The organism is Clostridium sp. OF09-36 (assembly GCF_003481985.1).
Lineage (GTDB): Bacteria > Bacillota > Clostridia > Lachnospirales > Lachnospiraceae > Brotaphodocola.
Genome location: NZ_QUMD01000003.1, coordinates 51,414 through 65,745, shown reverse-complemented (window position 1 = coordinate 65,745; position 14,332 = coordinate 51,414). Strand labels below are relative to the sequence as shown.

General features: G+C 44.6%; 20 protein-coding genes and 1 tRNA gene. 8 read left to right on the top strand and 13 right to left on the bottom strand.

All coding sequences use genetic code 11. The features are described 5' to 3' along the window. Nucleotides 1-27: 27 nt before the first annotated feature. From DXA97_RS21480 to DXA97_RS03605, 7 genes are all read right to left on the bottom strand, one after another. Complete coding sequence (locus DXA97_RS21480; protein WP_279221127.1) at nt 28-240, bottom strand: hypothetical protein; 213 nt, start codon at nt 238-240, stop codon at nt 28-30. Nucleotides 241-348: 108 nt separating this feature from the next. Further along, complete coding sequence (locus DXA97_RS03625; protein WP_118718599.1) at nt 349-1,053, bottom strand: TIGR01906 family membrane protein; 705 nt, start codon at nt 1,051-1,053, stop codon at nt 349-351. Nucleotides 1,054-1,161: 108 nt separating this feature from the next. Next, nucleotides 1,162-1,234: transfer RNA gene (locus tag DXA97_RS03620), tRNA-Lys, on the bottom strand. A 144-nt stretch (nt 1,235-1,378) separates the two neighbouring features. Next, a complete protein-coding gene (trxA, locus tag DXA97_RS03615; protein WP_347561441.1) occupies nt 1,379-1,804 on the bottom strand; it encodes a thioredoxin in 426 nt (141 codons plus the stop codon). Between the two features lies 1 nt (nt 1,805). Next, nucleotides 1,806-1,943 (bottom strand): hypothetical protein, encoded by a 138-nt coding sequence (locus DXA97_RS20015; RefSeq protein WP_154106737.1) that lies wholly within the window; start codon nt 1,941-1,943, stop codon nt 1,806-1,808. Nucleotides 1,944-2,214: 271 nt separating this feature from the next. Further along, nucleotides 2,215-2,850, bottom strand: coding sequence for a tRNA (guanosine(46)-N7)-methyltransferase TrmB (trmB, locus tag DXA97_RS03610; RefSeq protein ID WP_118718598.1), 636 nt, complete (start codon nt 2,848-2,850; stop codon nt 2,215-2,217). A gap of 221 nt (nt 2,851-3,071) precedes the next feature. Beyond that, nucleotides 3,072-3,962, bottom strand: coding sequence for a 4Fe-4S binding protein (locus DXA97_RS03605; protein WP_118718597.1), 891 nt, complete (start codon nt 3,960-3,962; stop codon nt 3,072-3,074). 136 nt (nt 3,963-4,098) lie between these two features. Between DXA97_RS03605 and DXA97_RS03600 the strand changes: the two genes are divergently transcribed. The 4 genes from DXA97_RS03600 to DXA97_RS03590 all read left to right on the top strand — a co-directional run bounded on the left by DXA97_RS03600 (nt 4,099) and on the right by DXA97_RS03590 (nt 6,980). Then, complete coding sequence (locus DXA97_RS03600; RefSeq protein ID WP_118718596.1) at nt 4,099-4,788, top strand: Crp/Fnr family transcriptional regulator; 690 nt, start codon at nt 4,099-4,101, stop codon at nt 4,786-4,788. Nucleotides 4,789-4,819: 31 nt separating this feature from the next. Beyond that, nucleotides 4,820-5,233, top strand: a complete 414-nt coding sequence (locus DXA97_RS20700) for an alanine--tRNA ligase-related protein (protein ID WP_243107547.1) — start codon at nt 4,820-4,822, stop codon at nt 5,231-5,233. 5 nt (nt 5,234-5,238) lie between these two features. Further along, nucleotides 5,239-6,012, top strand: coding sequence for a DHHA1 domain-containing protein (locus DXA97_RS03595; RefSeq protein ID WP_243107546.1), 774 nt, complete (start codon nt 5,239-5,241; stop codon nt 6,010-6,012). Between the two features lie 77 nt (nt 6,013-6,089). Further along, nucleotides 6,090-6,980 carry a LysR family transcriptional regulator gene (locus DXA97_RS03590; protein WP_118718595.1) on the top strand — a complete coding sequence of 297 codons (891 nt, stop codon included), beginning with the start codon at nt 6,090-6,092 and terminating at the stop codon, nt 6,978-6,980. Between the two features lie 21 nt (nt 6,981-7,001). On the opposite strand, the gene DXA97_RS03585 is transcribed toward DXA97_RS03590, so the two are convergent. From DXA97_RS03585 to larA, 3 genes are read right to left on the bottom strand one after another with little or no spacing between them, the layout of a single operon-like run. Next, nucleotides 7,002-7,874 (bottom strand): amidohydrolase family protein, encoded by an 873-nt coding sequence (locus DXA97_RS03585; protein ID WP_118718594.1) that lies wholly within the window; start codon nt 7,872-7,874, stop codon nt 7,002-7,004. A 13-nt stretch (nt 7,875-7,887) separates the two neighbouring features. After that, entirely contained in the window at nt 7,888-9,198 is a 1,311-nt protein-coding gene (locus DXA97_RS03580) for an SLC13 family permease (protein ID WP_118718593.1), read from the bottom strand. 16 nt (nt 9,199-9,214) lie between these two features. After that, on the bottom strand, nt 9,215-10,489 hold the full coding sequence (gene larA / locus DXA97_RS03575) for a nickel-dependent lactate racemase (protein ID WP_118718592.1): 1,275 nt from the start codon (nt 10,487-10,489) through the stop codon (nt 9,215-9,217). A 128-nt stretch (nt 10,490-10,617) separates the two neighbouring features. On the opposite strand from larA, the gene DXA97_RS03570 reads away from it, so the two are divergent. From DXA97_RS03570 to DXA97_RS03555, 4 genes are all read left to right on the top strand, one after another. Next, nucleotides 10,618-11,493 carry a LysR family transcriptional regulator gene (locus DXA97_RS03570; protein WP_118718591.1) on the top strand — a complete coding sequence of 292 codons (876 nt, stop codon included), beginning with the start codon at nt 10,618-10,620 and terminating at the stop codon, nt 11,491-11,493. Between the two features lie 64 nt (nt 11,494-11,557). After that, the gene (locus tag DXA97_RS03565) at nt 11,558-12,685 is read left to right on the top strand and encodes an aldo/keto reductase (RefSeq protein WP_118718590.1); all 1,128 of its coding nucleotides are present in this window, start codon (nt 11,558-11,560) and stop codon (nt 12,683-12,685) included. Nucleotides 12,686-12,936: 251 nt separating this feature from the next. Further along, complete coding sequence (locus tag DXA97_RS03560; RefSeq protein WP_118718589.1) at nt 12,937-13,323, top strand: hypothetical protein; 387 nt, start codon at nt 12,937-12,939, stop codon at nt 13,321-13,323. Next, nucleotides 13,293-13,475 (top strand): hypothetical protein, encoded by a 183-nt coding sequence (locus DXA97_RS03555; protein WP_118718588.1) that lies wholly within the window; start codon nt 13,293-13,295, stop codon nt 13,473-13,475. The genes DXA97_RS03560 and DXA97_RS03555 overlap by 31 nt, the downstream gene beginning before the upstream one ends. A 14-nt stretch (nt 13,476-13,489) precedes the next feature. Here the strand turns inward: DXA97_RS03555 and DXA97_RS03550 are convergent, their stop codons facing one another. The 3 genes from DXA97_RS03550 to DXA97_RS21855 are packed head-to-tail and all read right to left on the bottom strand — an operon-like array spanning nt 13,490 to nt 14,197. Next, complete coding sequence (locus tag DXA97_RS03550) at nt 13,490-13,696, bottom strand: hypothetical protein (protein ID WP_118718587.1); 207 nt, start codon at nt 13,694-13,696, stop codon at nt 13,490-13,492. Then, on the bottom strand, nt 13,668-13,985 hold the full coding sequence (locus tag DXA97_RS21860; protein WP_347561439.1) for a hypothetical protein: 318 nt from the start codon (nt 13,983-13,985) through the stop codon (nt 13,668-13,670). Before DXA97_RS21860 ends, DXA97_RS03550 begins: the two co-directional genes overlap by 29 nt. Then, on the bottom strand, nt 13,982-14,197 hold the full coding sequence (locus DXA97_RS21855) for a hypothetical protein (protein WP_347561438.1): 216 nt from the start codon (nt 14,195-14,197) through the stop codon (nt 13,982-13,984). Before DXA97_RS21855 ends, DXA97_RS21860 begins: the two co-directional genes overlap by 4 nt. Nucleotides 14,198-14,332 lie beyond the last annotated feature (135 nt).

The window sequence follows — 14,332 nt, the reverse complement described above, 5'->3', positions numbered from 1 at the left end:
CATCCAGGTTGCAGTGCTCAATGACGATCAGGCAGTCAGGATCTTGGTGATGCTGGCCGGATAATACACTGCATGTAAGTTTTTTCCATAAAGAACGGCTCCGGAACGGGCATCCATAAGAATGGCGCCTTCCGCTTCCACCGAAACATTCGACGGCCAGTCTGGAGCCGCCAGTGCCGGTGAAGCAGAGATGCCGGTGAGCAAAGTCAGGCATAGTAATAGAGTCAGTATTCGTTTCATTCTGTTTTATCTCCCAAAAAGCCGGGCAAGGATGTGTTTTCCTTGTCCGGCGATATTCTTATAATCTTGGGGCGTGCGATCGAAAACCAATTCACAGGCAAACCTGCATCAGATTTTCGTTTTTTTACCCCTTCTATCATTATAATAAAGGATAATGAGACAAATTGCAAATACTGCAAGAACAGATACTCCATAAGTTACGGCAATGCGCGCGGCCGTGTCCATAAAGAATGGCTCCGGAACAATATTGATCAGAAGATCCGTATCCGGATTCAGCAGCCATAAGTCATTATTGAAAAAGATATGATGGAAGATGATAAAATATTTATTGAAATCTGTGGATATGATTGCAGCAAGGATCGCCAGCACTGCAAAAAACAAGGCTGATCCTGCGCAGATCATTTTCGGCAGCACCCAGCGCACATCTGCTTTCCGTGCAAACAGCAGGACCACACAGAATACGATCAACCCAATACTGATCCGGCGAAGAGCAAGTCCACCCAAAAACAATCCTCTCACATCCTCCATATGGGCAATTTCCCGGTCGTTGAAAAATTCACGGGGCTGCCCGTCCACCACAGTCGGGACATGAAGATCTTCCCGGTTTCCACGCAGATATGCCATCATCTGGTCCGTAACATCCAAAAGATCATTCATTTCCATATGAACATCCTGCAAAACACCATATTTCGCATATTCTTTTTCGTAATAACCCGGAGTCCAGTAAGTAACCGCTTCAATCGAAGTGATCAGTAAGATGATCATCAGCGCAAAGCCACATAAAATACCAAGCAGATTGTGCAGGATTTTCATTGGAATGTATCCCCTTTCTGAATTTCAGTTCTAATGCTGCCGCAAAATCTATATAGCAAAAAACACCGACCCCGCAGCTCTCTGTCTGCAAAATCAGTGCCTTTATAATGCGCCTTCAGGGACTCGAACCCTGGACAAATAGATTAAGAGTCTACTGCTCTACCAACTGAGCTAAAGGCGCTTATTTAATTTTTTCTGTCCCGCTTGTTTGTTGCTGTCTCAGCGGCACGTTCATTATTCTATCCTAAGTCCCACCAAAAGTCAACACTTTTTTTAAATTTTTTTCAAATTTTTTTCCGGTCGACTTTTGATGGGGCAAAAAGCCTTATTTTATCAGCATTTCCAGCTCTGCCTTACTCTGGACGCCAACGCGTTTTTCCACGGCTTCTCCATTTTTAAACAGAATTAGGGTAGGAATCGAGAATACTTTGTAGGTACGGGCAAGCTCCGGAGCGAAGTCCACATTCAGCTTTCCGACGATCACATCGTCCTGCTCGTTTGCCAGTTCCTCAACTGCCGGTGCCATCATCTTACACGGACCACACCAGTCTGCATAAAAATCTACCAGAACCGGCTTTTCTGATTTTAATACCTCAGCTTCAAAATTCTCAGATGTAAATTTTCTTTCCATATAGTATAGTTCCTCCTTTTCTTCCGCTATATGTTTCCCTGTGTATCTGTCTCGGATGCTATCTGACTCCTGCCATCTGTGTACTGCTGCAATATCCAGGTTTTCGTCTGCATATCGCATGTCAGCATTTCTTGCAGCGGTTCAGCTCCTTTTCCACCTCTTTGAAACACTTGCGCCATTTTAAAATGCGGCGGTTTAAGGCTTCCTTATCGCAGGTAGCACTGCGCAGACAGCGGACCAGTTTTTTCTTGATTGACATATGCATCACCGGTTTCTATGCTGCCGTTCGCGGCAGGCGCACTTAGCAGCGGGATTTTCCACTCAGGAAATTCCTGCCCATGAACAGCAGCATTTCTTTACCGATAGTATATGCAGATCTGACTTATTCACTCACATATCCGGTCCTGACAGCATCTCATTTTTATCGCAGATGCCTGCATCCTGCAGATTCTGCTTTGGTCCGCCCGCTTTTGATTCCGCCGCACACGGCATTTCCTGACCTCCAATATGCCAGCAACGGTCAGCATCGCCTAGCGGCTTGCAATCAGCTTGCAGATGGGATTCCCCATTGCAGAAAACTTAGTCTCATACTCGGTCATGACATTGCCCTCAGCCATATCGCTGTGATGAAGGTCTCGGGTAAATGCCTCGATTTTCCATCCTGCCTCCGGAATTGCCTCCAGAGAATAGGTGAACAGATCCTGGTTATCCGTCTTGAATTCCACACAGCCGTCCTTTGCAAGAACCTGGTCATACACCTTCATGAAATCCGGTGAAGTCAGGCGGCGCTTTGCGTGACGGTCCTTTGGCCACGGATCCGAGAAGTTTAAGTAAATCTTTTCGACTTCCCCGGGCGCAAAAATCTCGCCCAGCTCTTTTGCGTCCACACACATGAAATATATATTGGGAATCTCCAGCTCTTCCCGCTTCTGAAGCGCCCGCAACAACACGCTGGAATAACGCTCGATGCCGATGAAATTCGTCTCCGGGTGTTTCTGCGCCAGTTCCATGATGAACTTGCCTTTTCCCATTCCAACCTCGATCTCGATCGGATTTGCATTGCCAAACAACTCATTAAAATGGCCACGATGCTCTTTCGGCTCCTGAATGACGAAAGGACTGCTCGTAATGGCTTCCTCTGCGCCCCGGATGTGGCGTAATCTCATAATTTTTTCCTCCGTTTATCTGTTACTGGTGATACGTTTCTGAAAACAGTCATAACGTTTTCTCTCGCCTATAACTTATAACTGCTCCGTATCTGCTCTCATTCTATCATTGCACCAGACAGTTTGCAAGGAAAAGCCGCCACAGTTAACTCCGGGAAACGAGCCAAAAAATTTCATTAAAATGAGACGTTTCTCACAGTGTCAGCCATAAAGCGACCTGCTTAGAATGCCTGGTCCAAAATCTTTCCGTCGATAGAAATCGTAACAACCTGCCACGGAATGAACTTTCCGCTGTTCTGCAGCGCCGTCATAGCTGCATGCTGCAGACCGCCGCAGCAAGGAACCTCCATGCGGACAATGGTGACACTCTGGATATCGTTGTTGCGGATGATCTCGGTCAGTTTTTCACTGTAATCCACATCATCCAGCTTCGGACAGCCGATCAGAGCCACCTTGCCTTTTAAGAATTCCTGGTGAAAATTTGCATACGCATAAGCGGTACAGTCAGCTGCAATGAGCAGGCGTGCATGATTAAAGTAAGGTGCACGCACCGGCGCCAGCTTGATCTGTACCGGCCAGTTTGTCAGCTGGGACTGCATGGAAAATGGTGCTGCTGCCTCATTCTGCGCTGCCTCTGCTGCTTCCTCCGCGTGGTCGATCTGCTGCGAACGGCTTCCCGGACATCCGGTGAATGCCGGGGTTTCCTCATGCACGATCTGACGCGCGCGGCTTCCCGGACATCCGGTAGATGCCGGAGTCTCATCATGAACGATCTGACGCGCGCGGCTTCCCGGACATCCGGTAGATGCAGATGCTTCCTGAACAGCGCTGCTGTGTGTGTCTGATGCCTGAGTGGCAGCCTGCTCCTGCTTGCGGCGTTCCATATGCGCTTTCACGGCAGCTTCATCGTAGGCAGCCGCCTCCCGCTCTACAAAAGTGATTGCTCCGGTCGGGCAGGTCGGCAGACAGTCGCCAAGTCCATCGCAGTAATCATCGCGCAAAAGCTGTGCCTTTCCATCTACAATCCCGATTGCTCCCTCGTGGCAGGCATTGGCACAGATACCGCAGCCGTTGCATTTCTCCTGGTCAATATGAATCACTCTTCGAACCATGTTCTCTTCCTCCTAATAAAAAATCGATATGTGAATATTCTTTTTGTTGTTTTCTTGCTTGTACAGGCAGATTATACTATAATGAGTCTCATAAAGATGTTGTTAGAACAACATTTTCGAGAAGAAAGGAAATGCCATGGATAATCAGTTCCTCGCTCAGACCGTCCTGTTTCGTGGCAGCACCCCAGAACAGGTAAACGAAATGATGAAATGTTTTTACGCAAGGGAAAAACATTTCCAGAAGGGCGAAATCATTTTATATATGGGAGATCTGGTGAAGGACCTCGGAATCGTCCTCTCCGGCAGCGTGACCATCGAACGGGATGACCTTTTGGGGAACCGGAGTATCTTCGGTCATGCCGGACCGGGACAGATCTTTGCGGAAACCTACGCCTGTGTTCCCGGCGAACCGCTCATGGTCAATGTCGTCGCGGACCAGGACTCCGACATTCTGTTTCTGGACATCGGGCGGGTACTGACCACCTGTCAGACCACCTGCAGCCACCACAGCCAGCTGATCCGGAATCTGCTCATGGCATCCGCAAGAAAAAATCTCGGATTGTCCGAACGCATCATGCATACATCTCCAAAATCGATCCGAGGACGCCTGATCTCCTATTTTTCCGCCCAGGCAGCCAGGGAAGGAAGCCGGAATTTTTCCATTCCCTTCAACCGCCAGCAGCTTGCAGATTACCTGGAGGTCGACCGCAGCGCCCTGTCGGCAGAGCTTAGTAAAATGAAAAAAGAAGGACTGCTGGATTTCTGGAAAAACCAGTTTGCATTAAAAACAGATACAGACGAACCATCCCCAAACCAAAAGAAATGACAAAAACATTTTCTAAGATGAGAAAGATACCATGACAGCAAAGAAAGGACCGGTAACACCGACTATGGAAACAACCAAATTATATTATAAAGACAGCCACCAGGACAGCTGCCATGCAACCGTAATGTCCTGCGAATGGAACGAAAAAAAGAACTGCTACGAGGTCATTCTTGACCAGACCGTATTTTTCCCGGAAGGCGGCGGCCAGTATGCCGACACCGGAATCCTTGGAAATGCAAAGGTATTGGATGTCCAGGAAAAGAATGAGCAGATTATCCACTATACCGACAAACCGCTGGAGCCAGAAACCGAAGTTGACGGACATATCAATTACCCGGAGCGCTTTTCCAAAATGCAACAGCACACCGGAGAGCACATCGTCTCCGGTATCGTGCACCGCACATTCGGATATGACAACGTAGGTTCCATCTCGGACAGGAACTAGTCACCATGGACTTTAACGGGACATTCACCGAAGAAGAATTACAGAACGTCGAGCTAGAGGCAAACGAAGCCGTTGTAAAAAATCTTCCGATTCTGGTCACCTACCCGTCCAGAGAAGAGCTGGAGCAGCTGGAGTACCGCAGCAAAAAAGAGCTGACCGGTCAGGTACGTATTGTTGAAATTCCTGGCTACGATGTCTGCGCCTGCTGCGCACCACATGTAAAGCTGACCGGTGAAGTCGGAATCATCCGCCTGATCGACGCAATCAAATACAAAGGCGGCACCCGTGTGACCATGGTATGCGGCTTCCGCGCCTTGAAAGATTACCGCATGAAAGAAAGTAACATCCGCGAAATCTCCCGCATGCTGTCCGCAAAGCCCGAAGAAAGCGCCCAGGCCGTAAAACGGCTTCAGGACGAAGCAAAATCCTGGAGAGAAAAACTGATCCAGACGCAGAGCCGTGCCATGGAGCAGATTCTGGAAAACCTCCCAGAGCATGTGGAAAACTATCTCGTTTTTAAAAAAGATGTGGACAAAAACGTGGCTCGCCGGTTTGTAGACGAGGGAAAAAGCAAATGCCAGGGCATCTGCGGCATCTTTTTGGGAAATGACGAAGACGGTTACCGCTATATTCTCGGAAGCGAATCCGTAGACTTGAAGGCCTTCTCTAAGACCTTCCATGAAACACTTGGAGGAAAAGGCGGCGGCAAGGGAGAGATGATGCAGGGAACCGTCAACGCATCAGAAGAGACTATACGGAATTATATAGAAAAGAAGTAACAAATCTGCAGCAGCACCAACATCCGCACCAGCGCAAGCACGAAAACGGCTAATCTGCCATCTGCAAAGGAGAATCCATGAACAGTCTGGAAATACAATACTTCCTCACCATCGTAAAACACGGCAGCTTCACGGAAGCCGCCCAGGTTCTTTCGGTGAGTCAGCCCGCGATCAGCAAACAGATCCGGCAGCTAGAAGAAGAACTTGGCTGCAGCCTTTTTACCCGCTCCGGCCGCACACTTTCCCTGACCCCGGCTGGTCAGGCTTATCACGACTACTTTCAACAGTGTCATTTTCAGCTTGCGTTATTAAAAAACAAGCTGAACGCGCAGAAAAAAGACGGAACCATCATTCGGATTGCTTATCCGGATGATGTCGATCCGTCTCATTTTCGTACCCGCTTTCTCGACGCCGCTGCCTCTATGCCCAAGCCAGTACATCTGGAGTTTGCCTGTTATCCAGAAGCGGAACTGCCAGAAATACTGGAGCAGGGACGCTGCGATCTGATCCTGACTGCAGCACCACTGGTCCCGAGCCGTTTTTCTGCTTCCGGGAAACTTTATGGCTCCGAAAATCCGCTATCCATACAGCCGTTTGCCGAGATTCCCCAAGTGCTCCTTTATGCCGCGTCCTGCTCCAATACAACAGATATTTCCTGTTTTCATGACTCGTTCTTTCTATTACCAGAACAGGTTGCATCTGCCTGGAAAAGCCAGAATCTCTACCGGCTTTTTAAGGAACTTGGTTTTGCACCAAAAATCCGGTCAGCAGCAAACTTATCCACAATTTTAGACCTCGTTGCACAAAACGAGGGGGTATATCTCACCCATGCATGGTGTCGTGCCTGCAAAAGTTTGGATTACCAGGTGCTGCCGCTGCCAAGTTTCCAGAAATTTTATTTAGTTTTTATCAGAACTTTGAAATCTGAAGCGTTAGAACTATTACAAGCACTCTTAACTAACATGTAGCATCACCATTTATAGTTATCGCTATTTCCCAAAGCTATATAATACTTCTGGATTTTTTACAAATATCTGGGTTTTGTTTTTTTCCGAATCATACCCCTGAACTAATCCATCAAGCATGTACGCATCATCTGGCATGGCTTCATGACGATACCAACAATGATGATGCGGCCAATCCGTGCCCCATAACAGCCCCTCTGGTGCATCGTTCAAAAACGAACGACCAATCGCCAGCATATCATTCAAATCAGTTTGTTTAGAATTGATATAAAAACCTGATAATTTCACATATGCTTTTTTTGTACGAATTAATGACAGCATAATATTATATGCCTCATGCTGAATCCCTATATCTGCCGGTAAATGTCCCATATGATCAAATACAATGGTTGTCGGAAACGACTGCAGTTCTTTCTCCATCTTAACTGTAATATCTGGTGACATAAAAAATTGTGTATGCCACCCCAATCTTGCTACTTTTTCACTCAAAAACATTGCCTGCTCCATTTGATCCAAGGAACCGCTTACCAGATTAAATCGGATTCCCCTTACTCCATATTCATTCCACTGTTTTAATAAATCCATAGGTGTATCTCTATTAATTACCACAACAGCTCTGGCGCATTCACCCAATTGTCGGAGCGCAGAAATCGTACAACTATTATCCGTACCATAGCAGGACGGGTTTACAATAACACATCTTTCAATTCCCATATGGCGCATAAGCATCCTATAACAATCTACCGTTGCTGGCGGCTGATTACGTACATCCTCTGGTTTATATGGAAAATTCACTGGATCAAAAATATGGAAATGCGTATCACAAGCATTTCTAGGTAAATCAAACACCGGGACCTCACGACCTGAACAATACGGTACTTCTATTCTTTCTTTCATACTATACCTCCCTTTAAAGCAGAACACTCAAGATTGCCGCAACTATTAAAGCAAAAATTAGACTAATTGGTACTGCTTTGCTAATTAATCCCTCAAATAATTCATTTTGTTCTTTTTGAGTCGGACACGAGCCAACAATCATACTTCCCGATGCTGATAACGGTGAACATGCGGTACTTTGAGAACCTACCAGTGTACACGTAAACAATACTAACGGACTAATACCTGTTGCTCCTGCAATTGTTGGAATCAACGGGAATAAAGTCGGACACACAACACCTATTGTGGATGAGAAAAAGCTCATAATACCTGCAACCAGTGCAAATACTACTGGAACAACAGCAACTGGAACATTTGCTCCTATCCAGGATGCAAGTAATTGAATTGTTCCTGCTGATATTGCTACTTGCACTAGCATGCCAACACCACATACCATAACAATAGTTCCCCACGGCACCTTTGCAATTACTTCTTTTTGAGGTGCCAAGTCAAGGCATAGTGCTATAAATGCAAATACACAAGCCATTAAACTTACATCTACTTTTTTGTTCAAATATGTAATTACTCCATTGCCAGGTATCAACATATGAAAAATCGGAATAATTAATACAATTGCCAACATTAAAATCATTAACTTTAAAGTAAGTTTTTGCTTAGTATTAAATTTCTCTGGACACTCCATCGTCACTACAGTTTCTTGCGTATGTTTTCGACCAAGTAATACTGTAAAAGCAAAAACCAAGATACCAAAAAACAAAAAAGACACTATAAAATGTAAAAATTGACCTGAAAATGAAGCATAACCTTCCAAAGGCGTTCCTGTAGTTGCCTCTTCAGCAAGCTGTCTGAAAACAATTCCTAAATTGCTGGTCATAAAGTTGCCTCCAACCAGAGAACCTCCATTGATTGCAACTGCTGCTGCCAGAATATTAATTCCAGCTTCATGACAAATCATGATAGACAATGGTGCCATAAATGCAACTACTGCAAAATTACCGGCTCCAAGACCTCCTACCAATACAGCAATTAAAAACAGAATAAATGGCAAAACGCTTTTATAATTTCTCATGTAATAGAGCAAATAACGTGCTGTCTTTTCCAATGTTCCGTTCACAACACCCATACCATAAAATAGCGTAATCGACATAATAGAAAACATGGTACTAACTGGCCACATTGCAATCACCTCTTTAGATTTAAGCCCGAGAAAAAAGCAACCAATCACATATGCAAAAAGGATTGCCACAATACCTGTGTTAATTTTTGTACGGTAACCAATAATAATAGAAACAACGATGGCAAGAACTATCATCAGATTAATCATCTATAACCCTCCCTTGTTAACTTCTGTTTAAAATATTCGGTATAATGTTTACTGCACGTGGCACTACCATAATTTTCTTTGGCTTTTCTTTTTCCATAACCATATTAACTGCTGTCTGTAAATCAGGTGCCCAATCCATCATCACACTGTGTGCCTGCTCTTCCGTCAAACCTTCACTCACTAAAATAATACGCCCCTTAATCAACGCACGCGCGTACATAAACGCTTTGTTGCTACCAATCCCAAATCCTTCTTTTCTAAAACGCTCAACAACATCTTGTGGACACGATGCTTGCGTCATCCAATCTACAAATAATTGAGGAATCCCCTTTTCTGCTTTTGCACAAAGAATAAATGTGCAGTTTTTTCCTGTACATAAAAGTTCAGAAACAGACAACGCTTTTTGACTTTGCCAGAGATCAATATCTCGTGGTGCACCACCTGGACTACTAATCACGGCATCTGCCAGTCCATGCACATCAACCGTATTGGCTTTCCGGCAAAAATCTACTCCTTTCATATGCGCCTCTTCTAAATCTCCCGCAACTGCTTCTGTTATTTGCTTATGAATGTCCTGAACAACATTTAAAATAAATCTAACTTGTACCATTCTTGCTGCTTCTAAAGCAATTTTATGAAATGGATTTTCCTCAAAATAATTAATCGCTGGCTCGTAAGGTCTGATTGGAAGTGAATGGTGTTTTTTCAAAGTATCTAAACTAACTACTCCAGGAACAATGCTTTTTCTTCCACCAGAAAATCCCGCTACATGATGTGGAGCAATTAAACCAGTTGTCACAATAAAATTAGACTCTGCAACAAAACGATCCAGATAAATTGGTACATCCATCGTTGGCGTATTTCCCATATAAACGTGTGTGCCATCTTGACAGTCATGAATGTGTACTCGAATTCTTTCCTCTAAACCTCCAAGAATTGTATGTAACTGCTCATTAGTCGGCGCACCATGACTTCCTGTTGCTATTACAAAGGTGATGTTTTTATCCGGCACTCCAGCCGTATTCAAACGTTTTATCAATGCCTGGCACATGTTCGCATGGGGACCTGGCCGTGTTTGATCATCTACCATAATCGTAATTTTATCATCTGGAACTACCATTTCTTCCAATCTCTTTGTTCCGATTGGATGGTCCAGAGCCATTTCAATCAACTCATCTGGTGTCTTTTTCACACTCTTTACTTCTGGGTCTAGGATTTCTACTTCTACTTTTGTATCATCAAGTTCTGCCTCTTGATATCCAGTTCCATACGGTATTGAAATATGTTTCATAATATCCCCTTTCAAAATATTTTTTGCTCTATGTTGAGAATAGCACTTGATTATCATAATGTAAAATCATATAATTCTATTATATTTCATCAGTTTTTTTTATATCAAAAAAACACTAGGAGAAAAAAATGACCGAACAAGATTTTCTACTTCTCAAAACATTAGATCAAACCCAAAATGTAACTCAAACTGCCAAAATCCTACACTTAACCCAACCTGCAATTACCAGACAAATTCAGATGTTAGAAAAAGAACTGGAAACCACACTGCTTATACGCTCACGTCATGGCATTCGTTTTACACCCGAAGGTGACATTGCCCTAAAAGCATCACTTGCAGCAGATAAAATCATGGTACAATTACGCCAAGATTTAAATAGTGCCAAAGGTTATTTATGTGGTACTCTGCATGCCGGTATTTCTATGAACTATGCTCGCCATTATCTTCCTGCTATCCTGCAGAACTTCCGACAAAATTATCCCAAAATTACTGCACAAATTAATGTTCGTCATAGCTGGGTTCTTTATAATGGTTTGTTAAATGGCGACTATGATTTGGCTATTTTACCAGGCGAATATCCCTGGAATGAATATAAAAAAGTCCTTCTCAAAGAACAGGTTTTTGCTGTCATGAGTTCCTGCTATGAAAATTACTCATTAGAAGAAATCCCTTTTATCCGAAGACAAACCGATTCTTTTTTTGAACGAAACGCGAATCGCTGGCTCGAAGAAAATAAAATTTCTCCAAATGAGAACTTCATTACAATCAACAACACAGAAGCTTGCCTAGAAATGGTACGACATAATCTGGGATGGGCTATTGTTCCGCAATGCTGCCTAGAAAATTTTACAGGAATTACCAAACCACTTTTTTTCGCAAATACCAAACCATTTCTCCGCACAACCTATCTATTCTATCCTCAAAAATCTGCTGAACTGCCACAAGTACAGGCATTTATTAATGAACTGGATTCACACGAATTATCAAAAAATTCCTTGACGTAAAGTCAACTTCGGGTTGTAAAATATAATTGATTATCATTAACAGCACCCTAAGGAGGATGAGAACATGAGTGATCTGGGTCATGATATTAAGAAACTCGGCTTTGGCCTGATGCGCCTGCCGAAATTAGACGAAAACACAATTGACGTAGAACAGACAAAACAGATGGTAGACATGTTTATGGATGCCGGATTTACCTATTTCGATACTGCATGGGCTTATGCAGGCTCAGAGGATGTCATCCGTCAGGCACTGGTAGAGCGTTATCCGCGTGAGAGCTTCCAGCTCGCTACCAAGAATGCCGCATGGATCAACTGCAAGACAAAAGAGGAGGCTCACGCACAGTTCGAAACCTCTTTAAAGCAGACCGGAGCAGGCTATTTTGATTTTTACCTGCTCCACAACCTCGGAGAAAGCCGCACAGAGTTCTTCGACCGTTTTGATCTGTGGAACTGGCTGCCGGAAAAGAAGCAGGAAGGCCTCATCAAACATCTTGGTTTTTCCTTCCACTCTACCCCGGAAGAGCTGGAGGCAATCTTAACTGCACATCCGGAAATGGAATTCGTACAGCTGCAGATCAACTATGCTGACTGGGAGAACCCGGCCATCCAGTCCAGAGCCTGCTATGAAGTAGCAAGAAAGCATGGCAAGCCAGTCATCATCATGGAGCCGGTCAAGGGCGGCATGCTGGCTACCCCGCCGGAATCCGTTGCCAAGATCTTAAAAGATGCAGAACCGGATTCCTCGGTTGCATCCTGGGCAATCCGCTTTGCTGCAAGCCTGGACGGAGTCATCACCGTGCTGTCCGGCATGAGCAATGTCGCACAGATGCAGGATAACTTATCCTACATGAAAGACTTTACCGGTCTCACTGAAGCCCAGAAGGAAACCCTTAAGAAAGCACAAGAGGAATTAAACCGCATCCCGTTGATCCCGTGTACCACCTGCAATTACTGCGCAAAGGTATGCCCGATGGAAATCGGTATCTCCGGTTCCTTTACCGCCATGAACTACTTAACGCTCTACGGCGATAAGGCAAGTGCCCTGCACCAGGAGAACTGGCTGGTAGACAGTCACGGCCGCAAACGCGCTGACCAGTGCATCAAATGCGGTAAGTGCGAAGCAGTCTGCCCGCAGCATATCGCGATTCGCGAACAACTTGATGAGGTTACTGCGAAGCTATTGGCTGAATAAACAATATCACACAGTAAGTATCAAAGGGGCGAAAGTTCCTGCAGCCACCATGCATGGCGGCTGCAGGAGCTTTCGCCCCTCGTTCATTGTTAGCCAATATTGTTTATAATATGATTGCGAAACAAATGTTCGCATGATATACTAAAAAAGGAAAGCACTCATGACAGGAGTGGGTGTTTTCTTTTATAGTTATTATAAATACCTCTATATGAAAAATCAAGAAAAAATCCAAGAATGGAGATGACTAACATATGCCAAACACGACAACTCAAAATCCTGCAACCGGAAGCCAACTGGAATTAACCAGCCTGACTACCGAATATGAAAACCAGTTTGACCGCAGCAACAAACTGGACAATAAAGTCTATATCACCATTACATTCTGCGGATTCTTTTTTGTATTTATTATTGGCTTGTTTAATGGACTTTCCCAACTGGAAAAGCCTCAGGATGGACTGCAGCTTTTTGTCTCTGTATTATATATTTTAACCTGCATTGGCGTGATGGGTGCATATGCTTTTGTCCTGGTATTTTTCATGCGTCTGTTGCAGCCCGAGCAGATTACCCGAATGGACCCGGATATCATGCGGAAAGAACATTTCGAAGAATGGAAGAAGAGGCGGCAAGGCTTCGCCTGATCGCATTGTACCGGGAAACCGTGAATGGAAATCTGGTGAAACTTCACCGCCGCTGTGATGAGTTTGTGAAAGGATTAAAATTTATTGTACCAACTGTATTGCTGGCTTTTGCATGCTACGCGCTTCAGATTATTCTGCAGATTGCATGGTAAAAATAAATAAATTGTTACTTCAGATAATCCCCCACCGGCGTAGAATTATACTGCTTTTTGATCTCGATCACGATCGAACCATCCTCATTTGTCACCTCGGACACAATCTTATACTGCGTGCGGTTCCGGTCCAGCTGAGCTTTGTATTTTTCATATTCCTGCCGGATAAACTGCTTTGCGTACTCGGTTGTCTCACCATCGTGAAGAGAAGATTCCCGCAAGCGGCAGAATGATGATGAGCTGTCTTAAAAGGGAAATCACCAGAGACTCTATACCGCCGTCCAGTGCCTGGTAAATGCCCTGATACGCCACATTCATTCCCGCGAAAATGAAACTGATGGAAATGATCCGCATATCCGGCTTCATATACTTTATATCATGCTCAAACTCATGATCCAGTCTGAGATGGAAGATGAGCAGCAGTACCGCAGAAACCACCTGGCCAATGACTGTTGCATAAGCAGCACCTCTTACCCCCATTTCCGGTACTGGTCCAAGACCGTAGATCATGATCGGATCCAGAATGATATTGACAACTGCACCGGGAATACCAGTGTCAGGGCATTCAATGCCGATTCGCTTCCTGTTTTCATATTGCCGACGAACACACTGTCCACGATGTTGTAGACAGCCTGCAGTGCCATGGATAAGATTATGGGGATTCCCATCTGGATCATGAGCTTATTCACTGGCATTTCTTTCATTTTGTTACCTTCTGACATTTCGTCAAATCCTCCTGTTCCTTTCTTTTTCCATAAATAAAAAGAACGAGCAGCAAAAACTGGATTTACGCAGTTATTGCTACTCGTTCGCCACCTATTATATTGCCTGTTTTTCAAAAAGTCAAAGGGCTTTTT

Excerpts from the sequence above, each read along its gene's own strand:
- DXA97_RS03555 (WP_118718588.1), top strand. The coding sequence starts at position 13,293 with ATGGAAGAAGAGGCGGCAAGGCTTCGCCTGATCGCATTGTACCGGGAA.
- trxA (WP_347561441.1), bottom strand. The coding sequence starts at position 1,804 with ATGCGATATGCAGACGAAAACCTGGATATTGCAGCAGTACACAGATGG.
- DXA97_RS03590 (WP_118718595.1), top strand. The coding sequence starts at position 6,090 with ATGAACAGTCTGGAAATACAATACTTCCTCACCATCGTAAAACACGGC.
- DXA97_RS03625 (WP_118718599.1), bottom strand. The coding sequence starts at position 1,053 with ATGAAAATCCTGCACAATCTGCTTGGTATTTTATGTGGCTTTGCGCTG.
- DXA97_RS03595 (WP_243107546.1), top strand. The coding sequence starts at position 5,239 with ATGGACTTTAACGGGACATTCACCGAAGAAGAATTACAGAACGTCGAG.
- DXA97_RS21860 (WP_347561439.1), bottom strand. The coding sequence starts at position 13,985 with ATGATCTACGGTCTTGGACCAGTACCGGAAATGGGGGTAAGAGGTGCT.
- DXA97_RS03570 (WP_118718591.1), top strand. The coding sequence starts at position 10,618 with ATGACCGAACAAGATTTTCTACTTCTCAAAACATTAGATCAAACCCAA.
- DXA97_RS03560 (WP_118718589.1), top strand. The coding sequence starts at position 12,937 with ATGCCAAACACGACAACTCAAAATCCTGCAACCGGAAGCCAACTGGAA.
- larA (WP_118718592.1), bottom strand. The coding sequence starts at position 10,489 with ATGAAACATATTTCAATACCGTATGGAACTGGATATCAAGAGGCAGAA.
- DXA97_RS03600 (WP_118718596.1), top strand. The coding sequence starts at position 4,099 with ATGGATAATCAGTTCCTCGCTCAGACCGTCCTGTTTCGTGGCAGCACC.
- DXA97_RS03585 (WP_118718594.1), bottom strand. The coding sequence starts at position 7,874 with ATGAAAGAAAGAATAGAAGTACCGTATTGTTCAGGTCGTGAGGTCCCG.
- DXA97_RS20700 (WP_243107547.1), top strand. The coding sequence starts at position 4,820 with ATGACAGCAAAGAAAGGACCGGTAACACCGACTATGGAAACAACCAAA.
- DXA97_RS03605 (WP_118718597.1), bottom strand. The coding sequence starts at position 3,962 with ATGGTTCGAAGAGTGATTCATATTGACCAGGAGAAATGCAACGGCTGC.
- DXA97_RS20015 (WP_154106737.1), bottom strand. The coding sequence starts at position 1,943 with ATGTCAATCAAGAAAAAACTGGTCCGCTGTCTGCGCAGTGCTACCTGC.
- DXA97_RS21855 (WP_347561438.1), bottom strand. The coding sequence starts at position 14,197 with ATGTCAGAAGGTAACAAAATGAAAGAAATGCCAGTGAATAAGCTCATG.
- DXA97_RS03565 (WP_118718590.1), top strand. The coding sequence starts at position 11,558 with ATGAGTGATCTGGGTCATGATATTAAGAAACTCGGCTTTGGCCTGATG.
- DXA97_RS21480 (WP_279221127.1), bottom strand. The coding sequence starts at position 240 with ATGAAACGAATACTGACTCTATTACTATGCCTGACTTTGCTCACCGGC.
- DXA97_RS03580 (WP_118718593.1), bottom strand. The coding sequence starts at position 9,198 with ATGATTAATCTGATGATAGTTCTTGCCATCGTTGTTTCTATTATTATT.
- trmB (WP_118718598.1), bottom strand. The coding sequence starts at position 2,850 with ATGAGATTACGCCACATCCGGGGCGCAGAGGAAGCCATTACGAGCAGT.